At 65.9% G+C, this 21,690-nt stretch carries 18 protein-coding genes; 6 read left to right on the top strand and 12 right to left on the bottom strand.

The genetic code is table 11. The features are described 5' to 3' along the window. Positions 1-567 (bottom strand): cytochrome b, encoded by a 567-nt coding sequence (locus tag ASG20_RS04995; RefSeq protein ID WP_056049298.1) that lies wholly within the window; start codon positions 565-567, stop codon positions 1-3. Positions 568-669: 102 nt separating this feature from the next. On the opposite strand from ASG20_RS04995, the gene ASG20_RS04990 reads away from it, so the two are divergent. Both ASG20_RS04990 and ASG20_RS04985 read left to right on the top strand, forming a co-directional pair. Then, complete coding sequence (locus tag ASG20_RS04990) at positions 670-2,097, top strand: glycosyltransferase family 2 protein (protein ID WP_236698739.1); 1,428 nt, start codon at positions 670-672, stop codon at positions 2,095-2,097. Between the two features lie 113 nt (positions 2,098-2,210). Then, positions 2,211-3,272: an SMP-30/gluconolactonase/LRE family protein gene (locus ASG20_RS04985; RefSeq protein ID WP_231420437.1), complete on the top strand. Its 1,062-nt coding sequence runs from the start codon at positions 2,211-2,213 to the stop codon at positions 3,270-3,272. A 3-nt stretch (positions 3,273-3,275) separates the two neighbouring features. On the opposite strand, the gene ASG20_RS04980 is transcribed toward ASG20_RS04985, so the two are convergent. Together ASG20_RS04980 and ASG20_RS04975 are read right to left on the bottom strand one after the other, a co-directional pair. Beyond that, positions 3,276-3,746, bottom strand: a complete 471-nt coding sequence (locus ASG20_RS04980) for a cupin domain-containing protein (RefSeq protein WP_156364015.1) — start codon at positions 3,744-3,746, stop codon at positions 3,276-3,278. Then, complete coding sequence (locus tag ASG20_RS04975) at positions 3,743-4,861, bottom strand: Gfo/Idh/MocA family protein (protein ID WP_056050454.1); 1,119 nt, start codon at positions 4,859-4,861, stop codon at positions 3,743-3,745. The genes ASG20_RS04980 and ASG20_RS04975 overlap by 4 nt, the downstream gene beginning before the upstream one ends. A 342-nt stretch (positions 4,862-5,203) precedes the next feature. Between ASG20_RS04975 and ASG20_RS04970 the strand changes: the two genes are divergently transcribed. Then, positions 5,204-6,130 carry a crotonase/enoyl-CoA hydratase family protein gene (locus ASG20_RS04970; RefSeq protein WP_056049294.1) on the top strand — a complete coding sequence of 309 codons (927 nt, stop codon included), beginning with the start codon at positions 5,204-5,206 and terminating at the stop codon, positions 6,128-6,130. Between the two features lie 4 nt (positions 6,131-6,134). Here the strand turns inward: ASG20_RS04970 and ASG20_RS04965 are convergent, their stop codons facing one another. Then, positions 6,135-8,108 carry a putative bifunctional diguanylate cyclase/phosphodiesterase gene (locus ASG20_RS04965; RefSeq protein WP_056049291.1) on the bottom strand — a complete coding sequence of 658 codons (1,974 nt, stop codon included), beginning with the start codon at positions 8,106-8,108 and terminating at the stop codon, positions 6,135-6,137. A gap of 195 nt (positions 8,109-8,303) precedes the next feature. Between ASG20_RS04965 and ASG20_RS04960 the strand changes: the two genes are divergently transcribed. Further along, on the top strand, positions 8,304-9,500 hold the full coding sequence (locus ASG20_RS04960; protein WP_056050452.1) for a multidrug effflux MFS transporter: 1,197 nt from the start codon (positions 8,304-8,306) through the stop codon (positions 9,498-9,500). A gap of 29 nt (positions 9,501-9,529) precedes the next feature. Here the strand turns inward: ASG20_RS04960 and ASG20_RS04955 are convergent, their stop codons facing one another. Then, positions 9,530-10,864 carry a metal-dependent hydrolase family protein gene (locus ASG20_RS04955; RefSeq protein WP_056049287.1) on the bottom strand — a complete coding sequence of 445 codons (1,335 nt, stop codon included), beginning with the start codon at positions 10,862-10,864 and terminating at the stop codon, positions 9,530-9,532. 204 nt (positions 10,865-11,068) lie between these two features. Here ASG20_RS04955 and ASG20_RS04950 point away from each other — a divergent pair, with 204 nt between their 5' ends. Both ASG20_RS04950 and ASG20_RS04945 read left to right on the top strand, forming a co-directional pair. Then, positions 11,069-12,580, top strand: a complete 1,512-nt coding sequence (locus ASG20_RS04950) for an ATPase domain-containing protein (RefSeq protein ID WP_269083205.1) — start codon at positions 11,069-11,071, stop codon at positions 12,578-12,580. Continuing rightward, positions 12,573-14,561, top strand: a complete 1,989-nt coding sequence (locus ASG20_RS04945; protein ID WP_056049280.1) for a PAS domain-containing hybrid sensor histidine kinase/response regulator — start codon at positions 12,573-12,575, stop codon at positions 14,559-14,561. The genes ASG20_RS04950 and ASG20_RS04945 overlap by 8 nt, the downstream gene beginning before the upstream one ends. 274 nt (positions 14,562-14,835) lie before the next feature. On the opposite strand, the gene ASG20_RS04940 is transcribed toward ASG20_RS04945, so the two are convergent. The 7 genes from ASG20_RS04940 to ASG20_RS04910 form a co-directional block, all read right to left on the bottom strand. Then, positions 14,836-15,621 carry a hypothetical protein gene (locus ASG20_RS04940; RefSeq protein ID WP_056049277.1) on the bottom strand — a complete coding sequence of 262 codons (786 nt, stop codon included), beginning with the start codon at positions 15,619-15,621 and terminating at the stop codon, positions 14,836-14,838. Positions 15,622-15,696: 75 nt separating this feature from the next. After that, a complete protein-coding gene (gene mnhG / locus ASG20_RS04935) occupies positions 15,697-16,125 on the bottom strand; it encodes a monovalent cation/H(+) antiporter subunit G (RefSeq protein WP_056049274.1) in 429 nt (142 codons plus the stop codon). Continuing rightward, entirely contained in the window at positions 16,122-16,391 is a 270-nt protein-coding gene (locus ASG20_RS04930) for a K+/H+ antiporter subunit F (protein ID WP_056049271.1), read from the bottom strand. Before ASG20_RS04930 ends, mnhG begins: the two co-directional genes overlap by 4 nt. Then, positions 16,388-16,834: a Na+/H+ antiporter subunit E gene (locus ASG20_RS04925; RefSeq protein ID WP_231420435.1), complete on the bottom strand. Its 447-nt coding sequence runs from the start codon at positions 16,832-16,834 to the stop codon at positions 16,388-16,390. The genes ASG20_RS04930 and ASG20_RS04925 overlap by 4 nt, the downstream gene beginning before the upstream one ends. Before the next feature lie 41 nt (positions 16,835-16,875). Continuing rightward, positions 16,876-18,402: a monovalent cation/H+ antiporter subunit D gene (locus ASG20_RS04920; protein ID WP_056049267.1), complete on the bottom strand. Its 1,527-nt coding sequence runs from the start codon at positions 18,400-18,402 to the stop codon at positions 16,876-16,878. Continuing rightward, positions 18,399-18,755 carry a Na+/H+ antiporter subunit C gene (locus tag ASG20_RS04915; RefSeq protein ID WP_056049264.1) on the bottom strand — a complete coding sequence of 119 codons (357 nt, stop codon included), beginning with the start codon at positions 18,753-18,755 and terminating at the stop codon, positions 18,399-18,401. The genes ASG20_RS04920 and ASG20_RS04915 overlap by 4 nt, the downstream gene beginning before the upstream one ends. Then, positions 18,752-21,556 carry a monovalent cation/H+ antiporter subunit A gene (locus ASG20_RS04910; protein WP_056049262.1) on the bottom strand — a complete coding sequence of 935 codons (2,805 nt, stop codon included), beginning with the start codon at positions 21,554-21,556 and terminating at the stop codon, positions 18,752-18,754. Before ASG20_RS04910 ends, ASG20_RS04915 begins: the two co-directional genes overlap by 4 nt. Positions 21,557-21,690: the final 134 nt, after the last annotated feature.

Below are 21,690 nucleotides of genomic sequence, written 5' to 3'. Positions count from 1 at the left end.
TCAGTCGCGTCCGGCGCCGGGGACGATCCGGCGCAGTTCGCGGTGGCCGTCGATCCATTCATGCTTGAGCGCCCCCGCGACGTGCAGGCCGACCAGCGCGTAGAGGATATAGGCGAGCCAGGCATGCGCGGCGCCGAACACCGTATGCAGCGTCTCGCGCGTCGCAGGGTCGATCGACCCGAACGCGATCCGCGGCCACTGGACCAGGCCGTAGAGATACATCGGATGAGTCGCGGCATCCTTCCACGCCGAATCCATGATCCAGCCCGACAACGGCATCGCGAAGATGATCGCATAGAGCAGCCAGTGCGTGACGTGCGATACCGTGACTTCCCAGCGCTGGTAGCGGGTCGGCAGCGCCGGCGGACGGTGCGTCGCCCGCCACAGCAGCCGCATGATCGCGAGGCCGAGCACGGTGATGCCGACCGACTTGTGCAGGTCGATCACGGGGCGGACATGATCGTCGGCCAGATACGGCCAGACCCAGGCAAGCCCGACATTGACGACGATTCCGAGCGCGACCAGCCAATGAAGCGCGATCGCGACCCCGGTATATTTCCTGACCATCCGCCTGTGCCTCGCTCGTTGTTGCCGGCCCTTCGTCTGCGGGGGCGATTTCCGCAATAGCCCATTCATCCTTGACGCGGTACGCGCGCCGCGATGCTATCGATGACCACCATATTCACCGCGCAATCGCCGCGCCTGTCGCCGCGACCGATCCCGATCGTCAGCCGCATGATCGGCTTTGCGGTGCCGCTCGTCTTCCTGGCGCTCGTGCTCCAGGCGTTCCTGCGCCAGGGGCTCGCGGTGTGGTCGGTCGGGATCGCCTACATCCTCTACGATACCGCGCTGCTGGTGTTCACCGCGTGGCAGATCCGCGATCTCGCTCATGCGCCGCCACCCGAGCCGAACGGCCTGCCAACGCCGGGTTTCGGCGTGATCGTCGCGGCGCACAACGAGGCAAGCGTCATCCGCCTGACGATCGACCGGCTGCTGGCGCAGGCGCATCCCCCCGAGACGATCATGATCGCCGACGACGGATCGACCGATGCCACCCCCGCGGTGATGCGGGAGCTCTACGCGCTGGCGGTACCGGCGCTGGGCGACATCGCGACGGTCGATCTCGGCGGCACGCGACTCGCATGGCTGCGGCTGCCGCATGGCGGGAAGGCCCGTGCGCTCAACGACGCGCTGCTGCGGATCGATACCGAGATCGTCTTGACCGTCGATGCCGATACGCTGCTCGAACCGGGCGCGATCGCGGCGATGCGCGCCGCGTTTGCCGCGGAACCCGAACTCGTGGCGGCGACCGGCGTGCTCGCGCCGATCTGCGGACCAAGCCTCGGCGGCCGGCTGTTCGAGTGGTTCCAGTCGTACGAATATGTCCGCAATTTCCTGTCACGCGACGCGTGGATGCGGCTGAACGGCCTGTTGCTGATCTCGGGTGCGTTCGCGGCGTTCCGGCGCGATGCGGTGATCGCGGTCGGCGGCTTCGATCCCGACTGCATGGTCGAGGATTACGAGCTGATCCACCGGCTTCATCGCCATGCGCACGACACCGGGCTCGACTGGCGGGTGCGCGTGGTCGGCGGCGCGCTGGCGCGAACCGATGCCCCGGCGAGCATCCCGGCATTCCTCAAACAGCGTCAGCGCTGGTTCGGCGGGTTCCTCCAGACGCAGCACTGGAACCGCGACATGGTCGGCAACCGCGCTTATGGCCGGCTCGGTACGCGGATGTTGCCTGTCAAGGCGCTCGACACGGTGCAACCGATCTACGGGCTGGCCGCGTTCGCGATCCTGATCGGACTGGTGATCACCGGACGGTTCGCGCTGGCGCTGCCGATCCTGATCGTGATGATCGTCAAGATCGTGATCGACCTCAGCTTTCACCTTTGGTCGCTCGGGATCTACAAGCGCTGGACCGGTCAGCGCGAAGGGCTCGGGCTTGGCCCGGCGATCATCGCCGCGATCGCCGAGCCGTTCACCTTCCAGCTCCTGCGTCACGTCGGCGCGATCTATGGCTGGGTGGCGTTCCTGCGTGGCGGACAGAGCTGGGGACGACAGACGCGCACCGCACTGGAACATCGGGCGTCGTAGACTTTCGATAGAATGATTCCATCTTCGCCTACCAGGACAAAGAAGATTTTGCCGCTATTGTCCTGCAGACGGCGCGGCTGTCATGAAGCGTCGGTGGGTTTGGGGAGCGTTCGTTGGATCACAAGGATAACGACGTGACCGAGGCGGCGTTGAAGCCGGACCGGCGGACCGTGATGCTCGGCGCGCTCGCGCTTACTGCGCTGCCGCGGGGCGTGGCAGCCGCCGACGTTGCGGGCATCCAGCGCCTGTCGCCGGCGTTCGACCGGATGGTCGCGCCGGATGCTCGTATCTCGGTCGTCGCGAGCGGGATACGCTGGGCGGAGGGCCCGCTATGGGTCGATGACGGCCGGTATCTCCTGTTCACCGATCCACCGGCGAACATCATTCGTCGATGGCAGACGGGCGGGGTCGCGACACCGTTCCTGTCGCCGTCCGGGACGGCCGGGACCGATCCTAAACTGGTGCGCGAACCCGGCGCGAACGGACTGGCGCTCGACCACCACGGAAGACTGCTGATCGCGAACAGCGGCGGGCGGTCGATCGACCGGTTCGATCTCGTCACGCGGCGCCGCGAGGTGCTGATCGATCGGTACCAGGGCAAGCGGTTCAACAGTCCGAACGACCTGCACGTCGCGCGCGACGGCACGATCTATTTCACCGATCCGCCTTACGGACTGACCGACGGCGATGCGTCCTCGCTGAAGGAGATGCCCGTCAACGGCGTCTATCGCTGGACGCCGGGCGGGGCGGTCGACCTGATCGACGGCACGTTGACGCGGCCGAACGGCGTCGCCCTGTCGCCCGACGAGACGCGGCTCTACGTTTCGGTTTCGGACGACGTTGCGCCGCGGATCATGGTCTACGATCTCGACAAGACCGGGCTGCCGCGGCGGTCGCGCATGTTGCTCGATGCCAAGCCGATGCGCGTGGGCAGTGCACCGGGGCTGCCCGACGGGATGAAGGTCGCGCACGACGGCACGCTGGTGTGTTCGGTACCGGGCGGGATGATGTTCCTGTCGCCCGACGCAGAGCCGCTCGGGCTGATATCCAACGGTGGGCCGATCGCGAACTGCGCGTTCGGCGAGCGCGGCCGTGCGCTGTTCCTGACCGCAAACGACCGTGTGCTCCGCGTGCCGTTGCGCGCCGGCTGGCAGGATCGCGGCCGACCGGCTTGAGGGTCAGCGCCGCTGCGGCAGCTTCATCCCGAGCAGCACCAGTCGGTCGCCGGTGATGCCGAACCAGTGCGGCACGCCGGCCGGAATGAGCATGACGTCGCCGGGCCCGAGCGTCCGCGTCTTCCCGCCGACGATCCGCGCGCCCTCGGTCAGATCGGGCTTGACGACCACGGCGTCGGCGAGCGTCCCGCCCGAGATCAGCGTACCCGCGCCGGCCACGACGATCGCGTATTCCGCCTGATCGGGGTGTACGGCAGGGCGGCCCGGCTTTTTCCAGTATTCGAGCGCGGCATTGGTCTCACCGTCGCGGACCAGCGGTTGCCAGGCAAATCCCTGTCCCGGCTTCATCGCGGCGCCCATCGCGGCGACCTTCGCCTTCACCTCGGCGTCCGATGCGAAGCTCGTGGGATCGGCCGTCTGTGCCGCCGCCGACGAGGCAGCCATCAGCGCGGCGACTACGAACGGCAGCTTCATGCGCGATCCTTCCGTGCGCCATCGAGCCGGATCGTCCGGCCTTCGCGGGCCGAGCGGTAGATCGCCTCGACGATCCGCATGTCGCGCAAGCCTTCCTCGCCGGAGACGATCGGTTCGCGCCCCGTGCGGATGCTCTGGACGAGATGGTCGAGCTGCCCCGCGAACTGCGTCTTGCCGGGGCCGGGCGGTGGCATGACCTCGCGTTCGCGGCCATCCTTGCCCTGCCACATATGGTTGCCCTCGTAGCGGGTCGCGGGTTCGAGTTCGATGCGGCCGGCGTCGCCCATCAACAGGATATGGTTCTGGTTGGCGCTGTACATCGACTGGCAACCGGCCATCGCCCCCGACGGGAACTCCAGCGTCCAGTCGATGATGTCCTCGACCTCGGTAAAGCGCGGGTCGCGGCGATCGGTCGATTCACGCGCGGTCACCGCGATCGGTTCCTCGCCGGTCATGTAGCGCGCCGCCTGCAGGCTGTAGATGCCCATGTCCATCAACGAGCCGCCGCCCGACAAGGCACGCTTCAATCGCCATTTCGACGGATCACGCTGGACGAAGCCGTGCTCGGACCGCACGTAGCGGATCTTGCCCGCCGCACCCGCGCGCGCCAGCCGCATCGCTTCGAGATTCGTCGGCTCGAAATGGCAGCGATAGCCGATCATCAGCTTGCGGTTCGCGGTCTTGCACGCCGCGATCATCGCCTCGCACTCGGCGACCGATATCGCCATAGGCTTCTCGCACATGACGTGCTTGCCGGCCTTCGCCGCGCGGATCGTGTATTCCGCGTGCATCGAGTTGGGCAGGCAGACATAGACGATGTCGACGTCGGGATTATTCCGGATCGTATCGAAGGTCTCGTAGGAATAGATCGATCGCGCCGGCAGTCCGTGGTCGGCGGCGACTCGTTTGGCCTTGGCGGGATCGCCGCTGACCACCGCGGCGAGCCGGCTGTGCGCGCAGTTCGCGAATTGCGGGATGATGACGTCGAGACCGTAGGAACCCAGTCCGACGATCGCATAGCCGAGCGGCCGATCGCCCGGTCCCGCGCCGAACGCGCGAGAGGTGAGCGTCAGCGCCGCCGCCGAAATCATCAGGTCGCGTCGTGCAATATCCATGTCGATCATCCCCGTCCTGGGTACAGGTCTGGAGCCGAAAACGACCCGGCGCAAGGTCGGTCCGAACAGGAATGGGTTCACCAGCAGGCAGCCAGGCGGTATTTCCCGCCGACAAACGGACCACATCGATATCTGACCAAAATTACGCCGACGGTCGATTCCCAGCGCGAAACAAGCACCTAGCGTGCGCAGGTGGGATCCGGTGCGAAGCCGGCGCCTCAGCTGGCTATGGCGCGGCGAGACGTACCGTGCCGACTCGTGCATTACGCACCCCGCATCTGACGCGAACTCCGCCTAATCTTCTCGGGCAGCAGGCCGCTGCGCGTAAAGAAGGAAGTCGCGATGACTGTCGAATACTCACCCGTCATGTCCTCAAGCCGGAGCCAAGGCCATCATCACAGGCCGATCGAGCTGCCGGCGTCGCTTTTGACCCGCCAACCGTTCGCCTTCGCGGATCTGGAGGTCGCGTTCGACCCCGAACTCGATACCTTGTGGACGTACATGCGGCAAAAGGTCCGTCCAAGCTTCAATCCCGGGCTGCTGGCCGAGTTCAATCAGTGGCAGAACGATATCGCCGAGGCGTGTTCGTCGGAGATGATGCCGATCCGCTATCTCGTGCTCGGCTCGCGTTTCCCCGGCGTCTTCTCGCTCGGCGGCGATCTCGATCTGTTCGCGGAGCATATCCGTCGTGGCGATCGGCAGGCGCTGGTCCGCTACGGCCGCGCCTGCGTCCGCATCCTGCACCGCAACATGCTCAGCCTCGACCATTCGATCATCACGATCGGGCTGGTCGAAGGCGACGCGCTCGGCGGCGGTTTCGAGGCGTTGCTGTCGTTCAACGTCGTCATCGCCGAGCGGGGCACGAACTTCGGGCTGCCGGAAACCAATTTCGGGCTGTTCCCCGGTATGGGCGCGCATTGCTTCCTGTCGCGGCGGCTGGGGTCCGCGCGGGCCGAGCAGATGATCCTGAGCGGGCGGACCTACAGCGCCGAGGAACTGTACGATCTCGGCATCGTCCATGCGCTGGCCGATCCGGGCAAGGGTCGCGCCGAGGTCGAGCACTATATCCGCCAGAACCGCCGTCGCCACAGCGGCCATTGCGCGATCTACGAGGCGTCGCGCTCGGTCAATCCGCTGGCACTCTCCGAACTCGAGGCGGTCGTCGATCTCTGGGCCGACGCAGCGCTGCGGCTGAGCGAGTTCGATCTCAAACTGATGCGGCGTCTGGTCGGCGCGCAGACCCGGTTGCTGACCAAGGCGGCAATCTAGGATCTCAGGAGCGCGCCTGCGCTTTCTGGGCATTGCCGGCAAGCATGGTCGCGACCATGCTTGCCGGCATTGGACGCGCTAGCAGATATCCCTGCACCGCATCGCACCGCGTCCGGCGGAGCTGGTTGAGTTGCGCCTGCGTCTCGACGCCCTCGGCAACCGTCCGCATGCCCAGTTTCGCGGCGAGATCGATCACGGTCTGGACGATCGCCACCGAGGCCGGGCTCTGTTCGAGATCGGTGATGAACGAGCGATCGATCTTCAGCGTCTGGAACGGGAATTTCGTGAGATAGCTGAGCGAGGAATAGCCGGTGCCGAAATCGTCGAGCGTGGTCCGCACGTGCAGGCGGTTGATCGCATCGAGCGCGGCCAGCGACGCTTCGATATCCTCGAGCAGCACGGACTCGGTCACCTCGAGCTCGAGCCGCTCCGCTGCGAACCCGGTGGACGCCAGCGCATTCATGATCACGGTGGTGAGATTGGCGGACCGGAGCTGGATCGGCGACAGGTTGACCGCGATCTTCACCGCTTGCGGCCACGCGCTGGCGATCCGGCACGCCTCACGGATCACCCATCCGCCGATCGACACGATCAGCCCCGTATCCTCGGCGATCGGAATGAATTCCGCCGGCGAGATCGCACCATGCTGCCGGTTGGTCCAGCGCAGCAAGGCCTCGCAGGACAGCACGTGTTCGCCGGCGAGATCGAAGATCGGCTGGAACTCCAGATGGAACTCGCCGCGTTCCAGCGCGCCCTGCATCTCGGCGGCGAGGTCCCGCGTGCGCGAAATCTTCTCGTCCATCAGCGGTTCGTAGAAGCACATCTGACCGCGACCGCTGTCCTTGGCGCGATACAGTGCCAGATCGGCGTTCTTCAAAAGCGTATCGGCATCGCTCCCGTCCGCGGGCGCGATCGCGATACCGATCGATGCGTTCACCTGGAGCAGGCGGCCTTCGTGCAGAACCGGCTTCTCGACGAGCGCCAGGATGGTCTGACCGATCGTCATCGCGTCGGCTTCGGTATTCACCGTGCACACGACGGCGAATTCATCGCCGCCCAGTCGCGCGACGACGCCATCCTTGCCGAACGCCTGATCGAGCCGCCGCGCGATCTCCGCGAGCAGCGCGTTGCCCGCCAGATGGCCGAACGAGTCGTTGATCTCCTTGAAGCGATCGAGATCGAGCCAGTTGATCGCGAGTTGATGCTGCTCGCCCGATAACCGCTGCAACCGTGCTTCGAACTGCTCGCGGAACGCGGTGCGATTGGCGACGCCGGTCAGGTCGTCGCGGCGCGCGATGGCGGCATGATGTTCGGCGAGCGCCGCCTTCTCGCGCGACGCGACGGTCGCCTTCAGGATGACGCCGTAGGTTTGCAGCGTGATATCCATCATCGCGACGACGAACAGCAGGATCACGATGGCCAGGACGATCTTGAGCGGCTCGAGCGATACGAGCAGTCCGATCGCGAGCGGCACCGACGCGAAGCTGAGCTGCGACAGCGCGATCCACGGCCGCCCGGCATTGCGCCCCGCGATCCCCGCCGCGTAGCCGATCGTCGTCGTCACCGCGAGCAATTGCAGCACGCCGTCGTTGGTGTTGACCAGCGTCAGCAGTCCGAACGTGCCGAGCAGCGACGAATAGCCGATCGCGCCGGATCGATAGAGCCGCTCCTGGCGTCGGCCCCAAGGGCCCAGCGCGGCCTTCTTGGAGGGCTGGCGCTTCGCACTCCGTCGGCTGAGGCGCAGCGCATCGACGATCCGCGAGCCGGCGACCGCCGCGATCGCTATCGCGCACCCGGTCATCCAGGCGTTGCCGCTGACCAGCGCGACGATCATCGTGATCGCACTGCTGGTCACCGCGCCGATCACCAGCGATTGCGGCGATGCGTAGAGCGACTCGACCAGGGTCTCCTGGACGTAGGCCGCGATCGTCTGATCGGAATGGCGCAACTGCCTGAGGCGGGTAATCAGACCGATCATGACGGCCTACATGGGAGAAGAAGGTGTAAAAGAAACGAACAAACACGCGCTGAGCGACTGAAAAAGATATTTTTTATTGTACGCTGCGCGCAAGAGTTACGGGGCCGTATTGCCGGCATCGTTCGATCTGTCGTGGCATTCCGCGCGCGATCCCCGTACGCGCAGGTCATGAACGTCAAGACCGCTGACCCGTCGATGCAACCACGCGAGTTCGTTGCCTTTATTGCCGCGCTGATGGCGGTGAACGCGCTCGGCGTCGACCTGATGCTACCCGCGCTGGCGGATATCGGGCATCAGTTAAGCATCGCGACGGCCAACCACCGGCAGTGGATCATCACCGCGTACATGCTGGGGTTCGGGACGGGGCAGCTCGTCTACGGCCCGCTGGCAGATCGCTACGGACGTCGCCCGATCCTGCTCGTCACGCTGGCCGGGTTCGTGCTGGCGAGCATCTTCGCGGCCGGATCGCAGACCTTCGCGGCGCTGCTCGGCGCGCGTGTTCTGCAGGGGCTGATGTCGGCGTCGACCCGCGTACTGGCGGTCGCGATCGTGCGGGATCGCTATGCCGGACGACAGATGGCGCGGACGCTCTCGGTAGCGCAGATGATCTTCTTCCTCGTGCCGATCATGGCGCCGAGCCTTGGCCAGATGCTGCTCGCGTTCGGTCCGTGGCGCTTCATCTTCTATGCGCTCGCCGGTTTCGCCGCGCTCGTCCTGGCATGGTCGTTCACGCGGCTGCGTGAATCGCTGCCGGTCGAGAACCGCACGCCGCTGTCGCTCGCAGCGCTGCGCAACGGGTATACGCTGACGCTGACGAACCGGTTTTCCGCCGGATACGCGGTCGCGGCGTCGATGACGTTCGGCGGCATCATCGCGTTCGTCTCGTCCGCGCAACAGATCTTCGTCGACGAGTTCCACGCCGGCGCGCGGTTCACGATCCTGTTCGCGATCTGCGCGTTCTCGATGGGGTGCGCGTCGTTCGCCAACAGCCGCCTGGTCGAGCGGCTGGGCACCCGGCTAATCTCGCAGAGCGCGGTGATCGGTCTGATCGTGCTGTCGGTCTGCCATATCGGACTGATCGCGTCCGGCTTCGAAACTCTGCCGAGCTACATGGTGTTCCAGGCGTTGAGCATGACGTGCATCGGTCTGTGCGGGGCGAACTTCGGGTCGATGGCGATGGAGCCGGTCGGCGCCATCGCCGGCACGGCGTCGTCGATCCAGGGCTTCATCACCAGCGTCGGCGCGGTCATCGTCGGATCGCTGATCGGACAATCCTATGACGGCACGACCTATCCGCTGGCGATCGGCTATCTGGCGATCGGCGTCGCGGTTCTCGCCGTGGTGTACGTCGTCGAGGGCGGCAAGCTGTTCCACGCGCATCACAGCGCGTAAGGAACTGGAAGACGCTGCCGCCCGGCGGGTCAGAGGCTCTTCGGCGCACCCTTGACGACCTGGCCGCGGTGCATGACGAAATCGACATGCTCGAGGCGGGTAACGTCCTGTAACGGCGAGCCGGTCACGGCGATGATGTCCGCGGTCTTGCCAGGCACGAGCGTACCGATGTCGTCGCGCCCGAGCAGATCCGCAGCACTCACCGTCGCCGCGACGATCGCCTGCGTCGGGGTGAGGCCGTTGCGCACCAGCAGTGCGAACTCGGTCGCGTTGTCGCCGTGCTTCGAGACGCCGGTGTCGGTCCCGAACGCGACCTTCACCCCGGCGGCATAGGCGCGCCGGTGACTGGCGGCCATCGCGGCCGCAGCGGCCTCGGCCTTGACGATCGTCGCAGGGGGCAGGGCGCCACCCCGCGCCTGCGCGAGTGCGGCAACGGGTGCGATCTCGGTCGGAACGAGATAGGCGCCCCTGGTCTTGAATAGCCGGATCGTCTCGTCGTCGAGGAACGTGCCGTGCTCGATCGAGTCGACCCCGGCTTCCAGCGCCGCCTTCGTCCCTTCCGCCGCGTGACTATGCGCCGCGACCTTGCGGCCCAGACCATGCGCGGTCTCGATGATCGCGCGCATCTCGTCGGGGGTCATCGCCCGGCCAAGCCCGCCGCTGACATTCGACAGCACGCCGCCGGTCGCGGCGAACTTGATGACGCGTGCCCCCAACGCAACCTGCGCGCGGACCGCGCGTCGGCATTCGTCGGGACCGTCGCACAGGTTGATTTCCTTGGCATGCACCGCTTCGGCAAAGTCTTCGGCAAGCCCGTTGCTGCCGTCGCCATGCCCGCCGGTCACCGAGATCATCTCGCCGGCATTGGTGATCGTCGGCCCGTCGACGGTACCGGCGTCGATCGCATCGCGCAGCGCGCGGATGCCGCGGGGATCGCCACCGAGATCGCGCACCGAGGTGAACCCAGCGTTCAACGTGGTCCGCGCGTTCACGACCGCGGTCATCTCATCGTCGAACCGATCGCGCGTCATCGCCTCGAGCCGCGCGCGCATCGGGTCGCCGCCAATCCCCCAGAGATGGACGTGCATGTCGACCAGACCCGGCAGCACGAACGCATTGCGCAGGTCGACGAGCGTCGCGCCCTGTTCGGGCGGTACGAACCCGTCGCGCAATTCGGCGACCTTGCCGTCACGGACGATGACGGTGGTGTTGCCGCGCGGCGGCTGGCCGGGCCGATCGAGCAACGCGCCTGCCTGGATATACGTTGTCTTCGACGGTGGAGCCTGGGTCCCGGACGGTGAATTCTGGGCCAGCGCCGGCGCGGATACGGTGGCTGCGAGCGCGATCACACATGCTTTGAACATCGAATTCCCCCTGAGCGGGGCATGCTCGTTCAAGTGCTCGGCTTCGGCAAGTCCTTGCAACCAGTATTTTCCCCCGCGCCGAATACGCGCTGATCTTGATCAAATCGGGTTGGCGGCAGGATTGCCAACCGATCGGGGGCGGCTATGGTTCGTCAACCCTAACGCGCTAGCATCGTTGGGAGATACTCGATTTAGGATGCCATATTGCCAACCGATCCGCAGACCACCGCGATCGTATCGACCGGTATAGCCGGGCTCGACGACATTCTGGGCGGTGGCCTGACCCCCCAGCGCATGTATCTGGTCCAGGGTACGCCGGGAACCGGCAAGACGACCTTGGGGCTCGACTTCCTGCTGACCGGGGCCAAGGTCGGCGAGACCGGGCTCTACATCACGCTGGCCGAAACCGAGGTCGAACTGCGCGCCGTCGCGGCGACGCATGGCTGGTCGCTCGATCAGCTCGAGCTGTTCGAGATGGTGCCCGCCGACGGCCTGGGCGAGGATCAGGAGCAGACCTTGCTCCACCCGAGCGAAGTCGAACTCGGCGAGACGATCCGCGACATCATGACCAAGGTCGATGCGTTCAAGCCTGCCCGCGTCGTCATCGACAGCCTGTCCGAGCTGCGGTTGCTCGCGCAGAGCCCGGTCCGGTATCGGCGGCAGATCCTGGCGTTGAAGCATCTGTTCTCGACGCGGCAGGTCACCGTCCTGATCCTCGACGACAAGGGGGCATCGGGCAGCGATCTCCAGCTTCACAGCATCGCGCACGGCGTCATCTCGCTTGAGCAGACGCTGTCCGGGTTCGGATCGCAACGTCGTCGCCTTCACATCGTGAAGATGCGCGGCGTCCGCTATCGTGGCGGCTATCATGATTTCGAGATCGAGCGCGGCGGCCTCCGGGTCTACCCGCGGCTGATCGCGGCCGAACATGGCCGGACCTACAATGATGCGGCGGTGTCGACCGGATCAGAAGAACTGGATACGCTGCTCGGCGGCGGGCTGGTTCCCGGCACGGCGACGTTGCTCACCGGGCCCGCGGGCGTCGGCAAGACGACGACGTCGGTCCAGTGCATGGTCGCGGCCCTCCAGCGTGGCGACCATGCGGCGTATTTCCTGTTCGACGAGCGCCTGCCGACGCTGATGAAGCGCAGCGCCGCGCTCAACCTCGATATCCAGCCGTTCATCGACTCCGGTCAGCTGAAGATCCGCGCGATCGACCCGGCCGAGATGTCGCCGGGCGAGTTCGCGGATTCGGTTCGCGCCGCGGTCGAGGAGGATGGTGCGCGCGTCGTCGTGATCGACAGCCTGAACGCGTATCTGCAATCGATGCCCAACGAACAGTTCCTGACGCTGCAGATGCACGAGATGCTGACGTATCTGGGGCAGGAGGGGGTCGTAAGCCTGCTGATCCTCGGCCTGCACGGCATGATGGGAGACGTCCGCCAGGACGTGGACCTGAGCTATCTGTCCGATTCCGTCGTCCAGCTCCGCTATTTCGAGGCACAGGGCGAGGTCCGCCAGGCCATCTCGGTCATCAAAACGCGCACGGCACGGCACGAACGGACGATCCGGGAGTTTCAGATAGGGAGCAACGGTTTGCAGGTCGGCGAGCCATTGCGCGAATTCCAGGGCGTCCTGACCGGCGTTCCGACCTTTTCGGGCGAAGGCAAGACGTTGATGGCCAGCAAGATGGGTTCTTTGGAAGAGCATGGCTGACGTGGAAGACCGTGTTCTGATTCTGGCGCCGCGCGGTCGAGATGCCACGATTGCCGCGGACCTGCTCGGCCGTAACACGATCCAATCCTATGTCTGTGCGGACCGGGCGGAGTTGCTCGCGGAAATTCGGCGGGGCGCGGGGGCGATCATGCTGACGGAAGAGGCGCTGGCGGGGCATGACTCGTCAGGTCTGTCGGAGTGGGTCGCGACGCAGCCGACCTGGTCGGACATCCCGTTCGTGGTTCTGGCCAACGGCGCGCCTGCGCCGCGAACGACCGCCGCGAGCGATCGCCTGGCAAATCTCGGCAATGTCGTTCTGCTGCAGCGGCCTTTGCATGCCGAGGCTATGCTGGGCGCGATCCGATCGTCGCTGAAGGCGCGGCGGCGCCAATATGAGGTGCGCGATGCCGCGATGACGCTTGAGCGCGCGGTGGTCGATCGTACCGCGGAGCTGGAAGCGGCGCGGGAGAGTCTCACGATCGCGCTCGATGCCGCCGGCATGGGCAGCTGGGATATCGACTTTACCACCGGCACCGCGCGGCGGACGGCGCGGCACGACGAGATATTCGGCTATCCGACGCGGCGCCCGACGTGGAACATCGATGATTTTCTCGGCTTTGTCGAGGTTTCCCAGCGAGCCCGTATCCGGGCGGACTTCGACGCTGCGCTGGACTCCGGCATGCTGGATATCGAGTGCTCGATCACCGCGGCGGACGGCTCGCAGAAGTGGATCGCAGCCAAGGGCCGCGTCACCTACGGTCCCGACGACAAGCCGCTGCGAATGACGGGCGTCGTCTCGGACGTGACCGACAAGAAGGAGGCCGACGCGCAACTCGCGCAGGCGCACAAGATGGACGCGATCGGCCAGCTGACCGGCGGCGTCGCGCATGACTTCAACAATCTGCTGACCCCGATCGTCGGTAGTCTCGATCTCGTCCGCCGTCGGCACAAGGACGACGAGAAGACGCATCGCATGGTCGCCGGCGCGTTACAGGCCGCCGAACGTGCGGCAACGCTGACGCAGCGATTGCTGGCGTTCGCGCGGAAACAGGCGTTGCAGCCCAAGGCGGTCGATATCGGTGCGCTGATCGATGGCATCGTCGATCTCGTCCGGCGTTCGCTGGGGCCGACGATCACCGTGGTCCTCGAAGTGCCGCGCCATCTGTCGTCGGCGCGGGTCGATCCGAACCAGCTCGAGCTGGCGCTGCTCAACCTCGCGATCAACGCGCGCGATGCGATGCCGGGTGGCGGTCGGCTGATCCTGACCGTCGCGGAGATCGTCGTCGACGATCGGAACGCGGTCGGTCTCGACGCCGGCCGCTATATCCGACTGACCGCGCAGGATACCGGCACCGGCATGGACCGGGCGACGCTCGCCCGTGCGACCGAACCCTTCTTCTCGACCAAGGGCGTCGGCAAGGGAACGGGGCTGGGCCTGTCGATGGTTCACGGCCTGGCCGCGCAATCGGGCGGTATCCTGCATCTCAGGAGCGAGCCCGGCGTAGGCACCGCGGTCGAGCTCTGGCTGCCGGCGACCGACGAAGTGGCGAGCGATGCGGCCGATAGTCAGGGCGAGCCCGCACCGGCGCGGCATGCCGCCAAGATCGTGCTGGTCGATGACGAGGAACTGGTCCGATCGGCGACCGCGGAGATGCTGCGCGATCTGGGCTATGTCGTGACCGAGTTCGGGTCGGCGAGCCAGGCGCTGTCGGCGATCCGGTCGGGGATCGATGTCGACATGCTCGTCAGCGATTATCTGATGCCCGGGATGACCGGCGGTCAGCTGATCACCGAAATGCGCGCCAACGGCATCCGGCTGCCGACGTTGCTGGTCACAGGATACGCGGCGGCTGGTGACGATGTCCCGACCGACGTCATGCGGCTGGGGAAGCCTTTCCGGCAGGTCGATCTGGCCGATCGCGTCAACCAGTTGCTTCGCGTCCCGCCCGCCAAGGGACGTCGGCTGCGCGTCGTCGAATAGTCGGTCCTGGTCGAGGTCGGTCGGCCGCCAGACAGGCGTCAGGCGGCTAGGCCGTTCGTCGTGACGTGATCGGCGATAGCTCCTGCCGTCGTCCACCAGATCCGCGGATCCGCCGCCTCTCGTAGCCGGGCCAGGACGCGATCGAGATCGCCAGCCGGCTGCCTTCGGGCCACGAATAGTCGGGTCGTCCGACGATCGGGCGGTACGCGTATCGCCCGTGATGCGGCAAATCTCTCATCGGTTCGAACATGCGTACGCCTTCGAATTGCCTTGGCTATCTCAATGGAACCGGCTTGAGCTGAGCGGAGTCGAGATGCCACCGCAACTGGTCGGCCGTCGCGCCGTCGACGTCGTTGACGCGTCGAACGACGTACGTGCCGCGGAAACGCTGGCGAGACCCGTCGTCCAGCGTGGACTCTACCGTGACGGGGACCGGCTGATAGATCGATCCCGCCCCGGCATCGCCAGGTTGGAGCGCGCCGATGACCACTTTGGTCGTGCGGGTATGCGCGAAACCCGCCGCGAACGCTGCGAAAGTCTGTCCCGGACGGCCGTCGTTACCCCATTGCCGCCACGCGGTGTCGAAATCCCGCGCGTTGACAGCGGCATAGTACCGCCGAACCACCGCTGCCGCAGCCTCCGCGCTCTTGGGCGCAGGCCCACATCCCTGCATCGGCGCGCCTTTGCCGTCGAACAGTGCACAACTGCGCGCGATCTCGTCGTTGATCATCGCGCAGCTGTTGGCGGCGTTGCAGGGCGGATGTGTGGACGGCGAGACGTCGCGACAGATCGCCACGCGCCGCGCCGCGGCGGCGGCACCGATATCGGCAAGACACGATGTCTTCGTCAGGGCCTTTGGCGAAGACGTCGCGGGCGAGATCGAATTGCCGATCGCCGCGGGGGAGGGCGTTGACTGCCGCACTGCGACGGTGTCGCCACCCGATTGATTCCGGGCTGCGTCAGGTGTGTTCTGCGGCCGATCGTCGGATTGATCGGAGGATGCCCCGCACGCCGCCAGCGCGAACAGCGGAACAGATATCCACGGCGTCAAACTCGGCATGGTCGGACTTGTCCTCTCCTTCGCGGCGGCTTTTGCTGCGCGCGCAACACCCTTAACCGACCGGACGCCAAGTGCTCAATCGCCGGGTAGACGTTTAAGGTCAGCCGTCGACGTTGCGATGCTCGGCTTCGGCGCTTCGAACCTCGCCCAATCGCCTTCGCCTGGGTTTGGCGGCTCACCAGCGATCCCGGCCGGCTCGGTGATATCGGCCATGCGCTGACGGTGGAGATGAACCTTCGCGATCATGTTGGCGGATACGGGTGTGGTGATGAACAGGAACAGCATAATCAGCAGTTCGTGCGTGCTCCACGTCCCGGTTTGCAGCCGGGTCCGCAGCATCGATGCGAGCACCAGCGAGCCGACCCCGAGCGTCGTCGCCATCGTCGGTCCATGCAGTCGCTCCATCATCGACGGCAACCGGACCAGCCCCCAGCTGCCGAGCAGCAGGAACGCGGTCCCGAATAAGGTCAGCCCGACCACGAGATAGGCGAAAGCATCGATCATTCGACGATGTCCCCCCGAAGGAGGAACTTGCAATAGGCGACGGTGCTGACGAACCCGACCATCGCCAGCACCAACGCCGCCTCGAAATACGTACTGGAGCCACCGATCATGCCGATCACGAGGATCAGCGCGATGACGTTGATGACCATCGTATCGAGCGCAAGGATACGATCGCCGAGCGCCGGGCCGCGGAACAGTCGCCATCCGTTGCACAGAAGCGCGAGCGCTATGGCGATCGCGGCGATGTGAAGCGCGACTGCGATCATGGGAATATCCTCAGCAGCCGCGCTTCGTACCGCCGCTTGATCCGCGCGATCTCGGTCGCTTCGTCCTCGACGTCGAGCGCGTGGACCAGCAGTGCGCGACCATCGGCGGACACGTCGGACGAGACCGTTCCCGGGGTCAGGCTGATCGTCGCCGCGAGCACCGTGATCGCCTCGGGCGTCGCCAGGTCGATCGGGATGACGAGCCAGCGCGCGCGCAGATCGCGGTCGCGTCGGAACAGGATCACGCGCGCGATGTGGAAATTGGCGACGACCATGTCGAACAGCACGACCGCGAGAAACGCGACCAACGCACCGCCGAACCGCAGGCGAGGGCGATCGGGCCAGAACGGCGCGGTGACCTTTGGCAGAATGAGCGAGGCCATTGCGCCAAGGACGAGGTCGCCGCCAGTGACGCCGTTCGCCAGCAGTAGCCAGACGATCAACAACGTCGCCGAAAGGGCAGGGTGGGGCAGGAGCCTTCGGATCATCGCGGAACGCTGCCTAGAACAGCGGCGATGTAGCGCTGCGGCGCGAAGATCTGCATGGCAGTCGCCTGGGCTTGCGCGGTCGCCCAGCCGGCGCCGATGGTCAGGGCGGCGAGCAGTCCGATCAGGATCATGGGGGCGATCAGGTCCGCGTTGGATCGGTTCGGACTATCGATCGGGTCTGCGCCGATTGGCGACGCCTTCCAGAAGATGATGCTGCCGGTGCGGGCGAAGCCGACGACCCCGATCAAGGTGGTACCGAGGATTGTTGCCCACAGAATGATCCAGTTGGAAGTCGTGGCGGTGGTCTGGAGGATGAACAGCTTTCCGATGAAGCCCGACAGCGGCGGCAATCCGACCGCGGCAATCGACGACGCGAGGAACAGCAACCCGGTCGCCTGCAGCCCCGCAAACCGGGGGCTCGGTACCGCTACGTCGTCATATTGGCCACGGCGACGCATGGTCACGTCGGCGACCAGGAACAGCGCAGCACCGGCCAGCGTCGCGTGAACCAGATAGAAGAGCGCCGCCGCCATCGTCGCCTGGCTCCAGCAGGAGACTGCAAGCACCAGCGTCCCGGTCGATCCGACCAGCGCGAACGCCGCCTGTTCGCGCATCGCCTGCGCCACGAACACCCCGGCAAAACCGATAACGGCGGTCATCACGGCGGCGGGGAAGAGCCAGGGCGACGGCATCCATGCCAACGCGCCTGCGCCCTCGCCGAAGAGCAACGGTACGATCCGGATCATCGCATAGACCCCGACCTTCGTCAGGATCGCGAACAGCGCCGCTACCACCGGCATCGTCGCGACGTAGGTCCGTGGCAACCAGAGATGCAGCGGGACGATCGCCGCCTTGAGCGCGAAGACGGTCATCAGCAGCACGCCGGCGATCCGCAGCAAGCCCTCGTCCGCTGCTCCCGATACCGCAATGCGGCGCGCGAGGTCGGCCATGTTGAGCGTCCCGGTCACGCCGTACAGCACCCCGAGCGCGATCAGGAACAGTGCGGAACCGACGATGTTCACGACTACATAGCCGACCCCCGCCTTCAGCCGTGCCGCGCCCTGGCCGTGGAGCATCAGGCCATAGGACGCGATCAGCAGGACTTCGAAGAACACGAACAGGTTGAAGAGATCGCCTGTCAGGAACGCGCCGTTCAGCCCCAGCAGCTGGAAATGGAAGAGCGGATGGAAATTCGAACCCTGCCGATCGGCGGCGGTAAGCGTCGCATGGAGCAGGACGATCAGCGCCAATGCCGAGGACAGCACCAGCATCGCCGCAGAAAGGCGGTCGAGCACTAGGACAATGCCGAATGGCGCCGGCCAGCCGCCGAGCGCGTAACTGCGGATCGCGTTGTCCTGGACCCGCCCGAACATCGCTACCGCTGCCGCGAGCATGGCTACACAGCCGGCCAACGACAGACCGACCGCCAAAGCCCGCCGACGGGGCATGGCCAACAGCGTCAGCGGGGCAACCACCGCCGGAATCACCACGGGCGCTATCGTCAACTGATCGGAAAGCGTCATGGGTCACCCTCACCGCGGTCGGGGTCCGCAAGACCGTCGACCTGATCCGATCCGCTTTCGATAAAACTACGGAGCGACAAAATGATGGCCAGCGCGGTCATGCCGAACGCGATGACGATCGTGGTCAGCACCAGCGCTTGGGGCAGGGGATCGGCGTGATCGGTCACGCCACTCGCGAACAGGGGCGGTCGATCGACGACGAGCCGGCCGGTCGCGAACAGGAACAGGTTGACGGCGTGCGACAGCAAGGTCAGCCCGAGCACGACCTGGAACGTCCGCCCTCGCAGCGACAGGTACACCCCGCCTGCGGTAAGGACGGCGATGGCGCTGGCGATCAGGAATTCGAGGCTCATGGTATCGCCCGCTCGTCGGAAACTGCGCCGATGCGGGCGTCGCGCTGATTCAGATGGCCGAGTTGCCCCAGTATCATCATCACGGCGCCGACCACGACGCTGGCGACGCCGGCGTCGAACAACGTCGCGGTCGCCAGCTCGACTTCGCCGAGCAGCGGTAGATGGACATATCCAAAGCTGCTCGACAGGAACGGCGCATCGAACACGAGCGATCCGAGACCGGTCGCGGTGGCGAGCAAGATACCGACCGCGATCAAGGCATGGTCGACAGCGCGCAGACGTTCGCCGGTCGAACCGACCCCGGACGCTAGGTGCTGCATGAAGATCGCGATCGAAAAGACCAGCGCAGCGACGAACCCGCCACCCGGCGCATTATGGCCGCGCAGGAGGATATGCAGGCCGACCAGCAGCGCCAGCGGCAGCAACGCGCGGGCGGCCATCGCTAGCATCATCGGATGTCGATCGGGAGAATGCGGCATTTTCGACCGCGGTCCCCGCACACGTACCGCCGGTTCCAGCAGCGCGTAGATCGCGAGCCCGGCGATCCCCAACACGATGATCTCTCCCAACGTGTCGAACGCGCGGAAGTCGACCAGCGTGACGTTCACCACGTTCCTGCCGCCGGCGCCCGCATAGCTGTTCGCCCAGTGGAACGCCGACACCGTCGCCACCGCCGGACGCGTCATCACCGCCCAGGCCAGCCAGCCGGTTGCGACGCCTGCGACCCCGCCGAGGAGCGCGTCCCGGGCTCTCCGAGGAATGCTCGATAGCGTGGGTGGCGACTTGGGCAACACCGTGAGCGCCAGGAGCATGAGCAGGATCGTGACGACCTCGACCGCGATCTGCGTCAGCGCGAGATCGGGCGCGGACAGGTGGACGAACGCCAGCGCGATGACGAGCCCGACGACGCCGAGGAAGAGCAGGGCGAGATAGCGGTGACGCTGCACGACGACCGCTGCAGTCGCAACGATCAGGCCCAGCCAGGCGACGATCGCAACGGCCGATGCCGAGATGCGCGGACGCGATCCGGTATATACGCTGCCGCTCGTCAGGCTTGCCCCGATCCCCAGCACGATCGCGACTGCGAACAGGAAGAACAGGTAGCGCTGGAGCGACGCGGCATGGACGACGCCAGAAACTCGGCGCGTGCAGTGGAGTGCCGACCGCATCGCCGCGTCGAACATCCGCTTCGCATCGGGCGCGGATCGGGTGGCAAGCCAATCCGCTATCACCGCCCGCCGCCATAGCACGAACGCGCCACCGACGACCGCGACCGCGCTCAAACCGAAGGCCGGGTTGAGACCGTGCCATAAGGCGAGATGCAGGTCGGGCGAGCGGCCGCCTACGAGCGAACCGGTGGCGGCGGCGACCAGAGGCCCCGCGATTGTCATGGGGATCAGCCCGAGCGCGATCGCGACCATGACCAATATGATTGATGGCGCGAGCATGGCGATACCCGGATCGTGCGGCGTGCCTGCTTCGCCAGCGCGCGTCCGTCCGAAGAACAGACCGATCGCGTAACGGAGTGAATAGGCGACCGACAGGACCGCGGCGAGCGTGGCCAGGATCGGTACCAGCCAGGACTGGCCTGCCAGGACCGCATGCGTGCTCTGATCGAGCATCATCTCCTTCGAGATAAAACCGCCGAGCGGGGGCAGTCCGGCCATCGATGTGGCGGCAAGCGTGCCGAGCGTGGCGGTGATCGGCATCAGCGCCGCCAGGCCATCCAGGCGTCGGATATCGCGCGTGCCGGTCTCGTGATCGACGATCCCGGCGTTCATGAACAGCGCCGCCTTGAACGCCGCGTGGTTGAGGATGTGGAAGACCGCCGCGGTGGCTGCGGCGGGTGTGCCGAACCCGAGCAGCATCACCATCAGGCCCAGTTGGCTGATCGTCGAATAAGCCAGGATCGCCTTCAGATCATTGCGGAACAGCGCCACCGCGGCGCCGAACAACATCGTCACGAGCCCGGTCGACGCGACGAGGTCGAACCAGAGATCGGTCCCCGACAGCACAGGCCACAGCCGCGCCAGCAGGAAGACGCCCGCCTTCACCATCGTCGCGGAATGCAGATAGGCGCTCACCGGGGTCGGCGCAGCCATCGCATGCGGCAGCCAGAAGTGGAACGGGAACTGCGCCGACTTGGTGAACGCGCCGAGCAGCACCAGGATGAGGATCGCCGGATACAGCGGCGAGGCTTGGACGATGTCCGCACGCGCGAGAATGGTCGTCAGTTCGTATGATCCTGCCGCCTGTCCGAGCAGCAGCATCCCTGCGATCAGCGCCAGCCCGCCGCCGCCCGTCACCGCCAGCGCCATCCGCGCACCTTGCCGCGCCTCGGGTCGATCTCGCCAAAACCCGATCAGGAGGAACGACGACAGGCTGGTCATTTCCCAGAAAACGAGCAGCAGCAGGACGTTGGCCGACAACGCGATACCGATCATCGCGCCCTGGAACAGCATCAGGAAGGACAGGAACCGTCCGGTGGCCTCGCCCTTGGCGAGATACCCGTGCGCATAGACGACGACCAGCAAACCGATGCCGAGGATCAGTCCGGCGAACAACAGACCGAGCGGGTCGAGCCACAGGCTCGCGTCGAGACCCAGCGCCGGTACCCATGTCAGATGCGCAGTCAACGGCGTCCCGGCCAGAACGGTGGGTGCCGCAACCAGCAACAGACCGAGGCCTACGGCGCTGGCCCCGCCCGCAATCATCACCTGCACGACGCGATCCGCTCGCGTCCAGAGGCCCAAAATCATGGCGGCGACGAACGGCAACAGGACCAGGGTCGTCAGGACCATCGCGACCGTCTACCTCGTTGTACCATGCAAGCACCCTTCGCACGATGCGACGATCGGGTCGACGTTCCCGGCTGAAATCTCGGCGAATTCCGTCCCGATGTTTACCGGAACGTTGGCGAATGGCCTTAACGAAA

This window comes from Sphingomonas sp. Leaf198 (genome assembly GCF_001424005.1).
Taxonomy (GTDB): Bacteria; Pseudomonadota; Alphaproteobacteria; order Sphingomonadales; family Sphingomonadaceae; genus Sphingomonas.
Note: the sequence above shows the minus strand (reverse complement) of the source record. Positions and strands in the feature narration are given on the sequence as shown.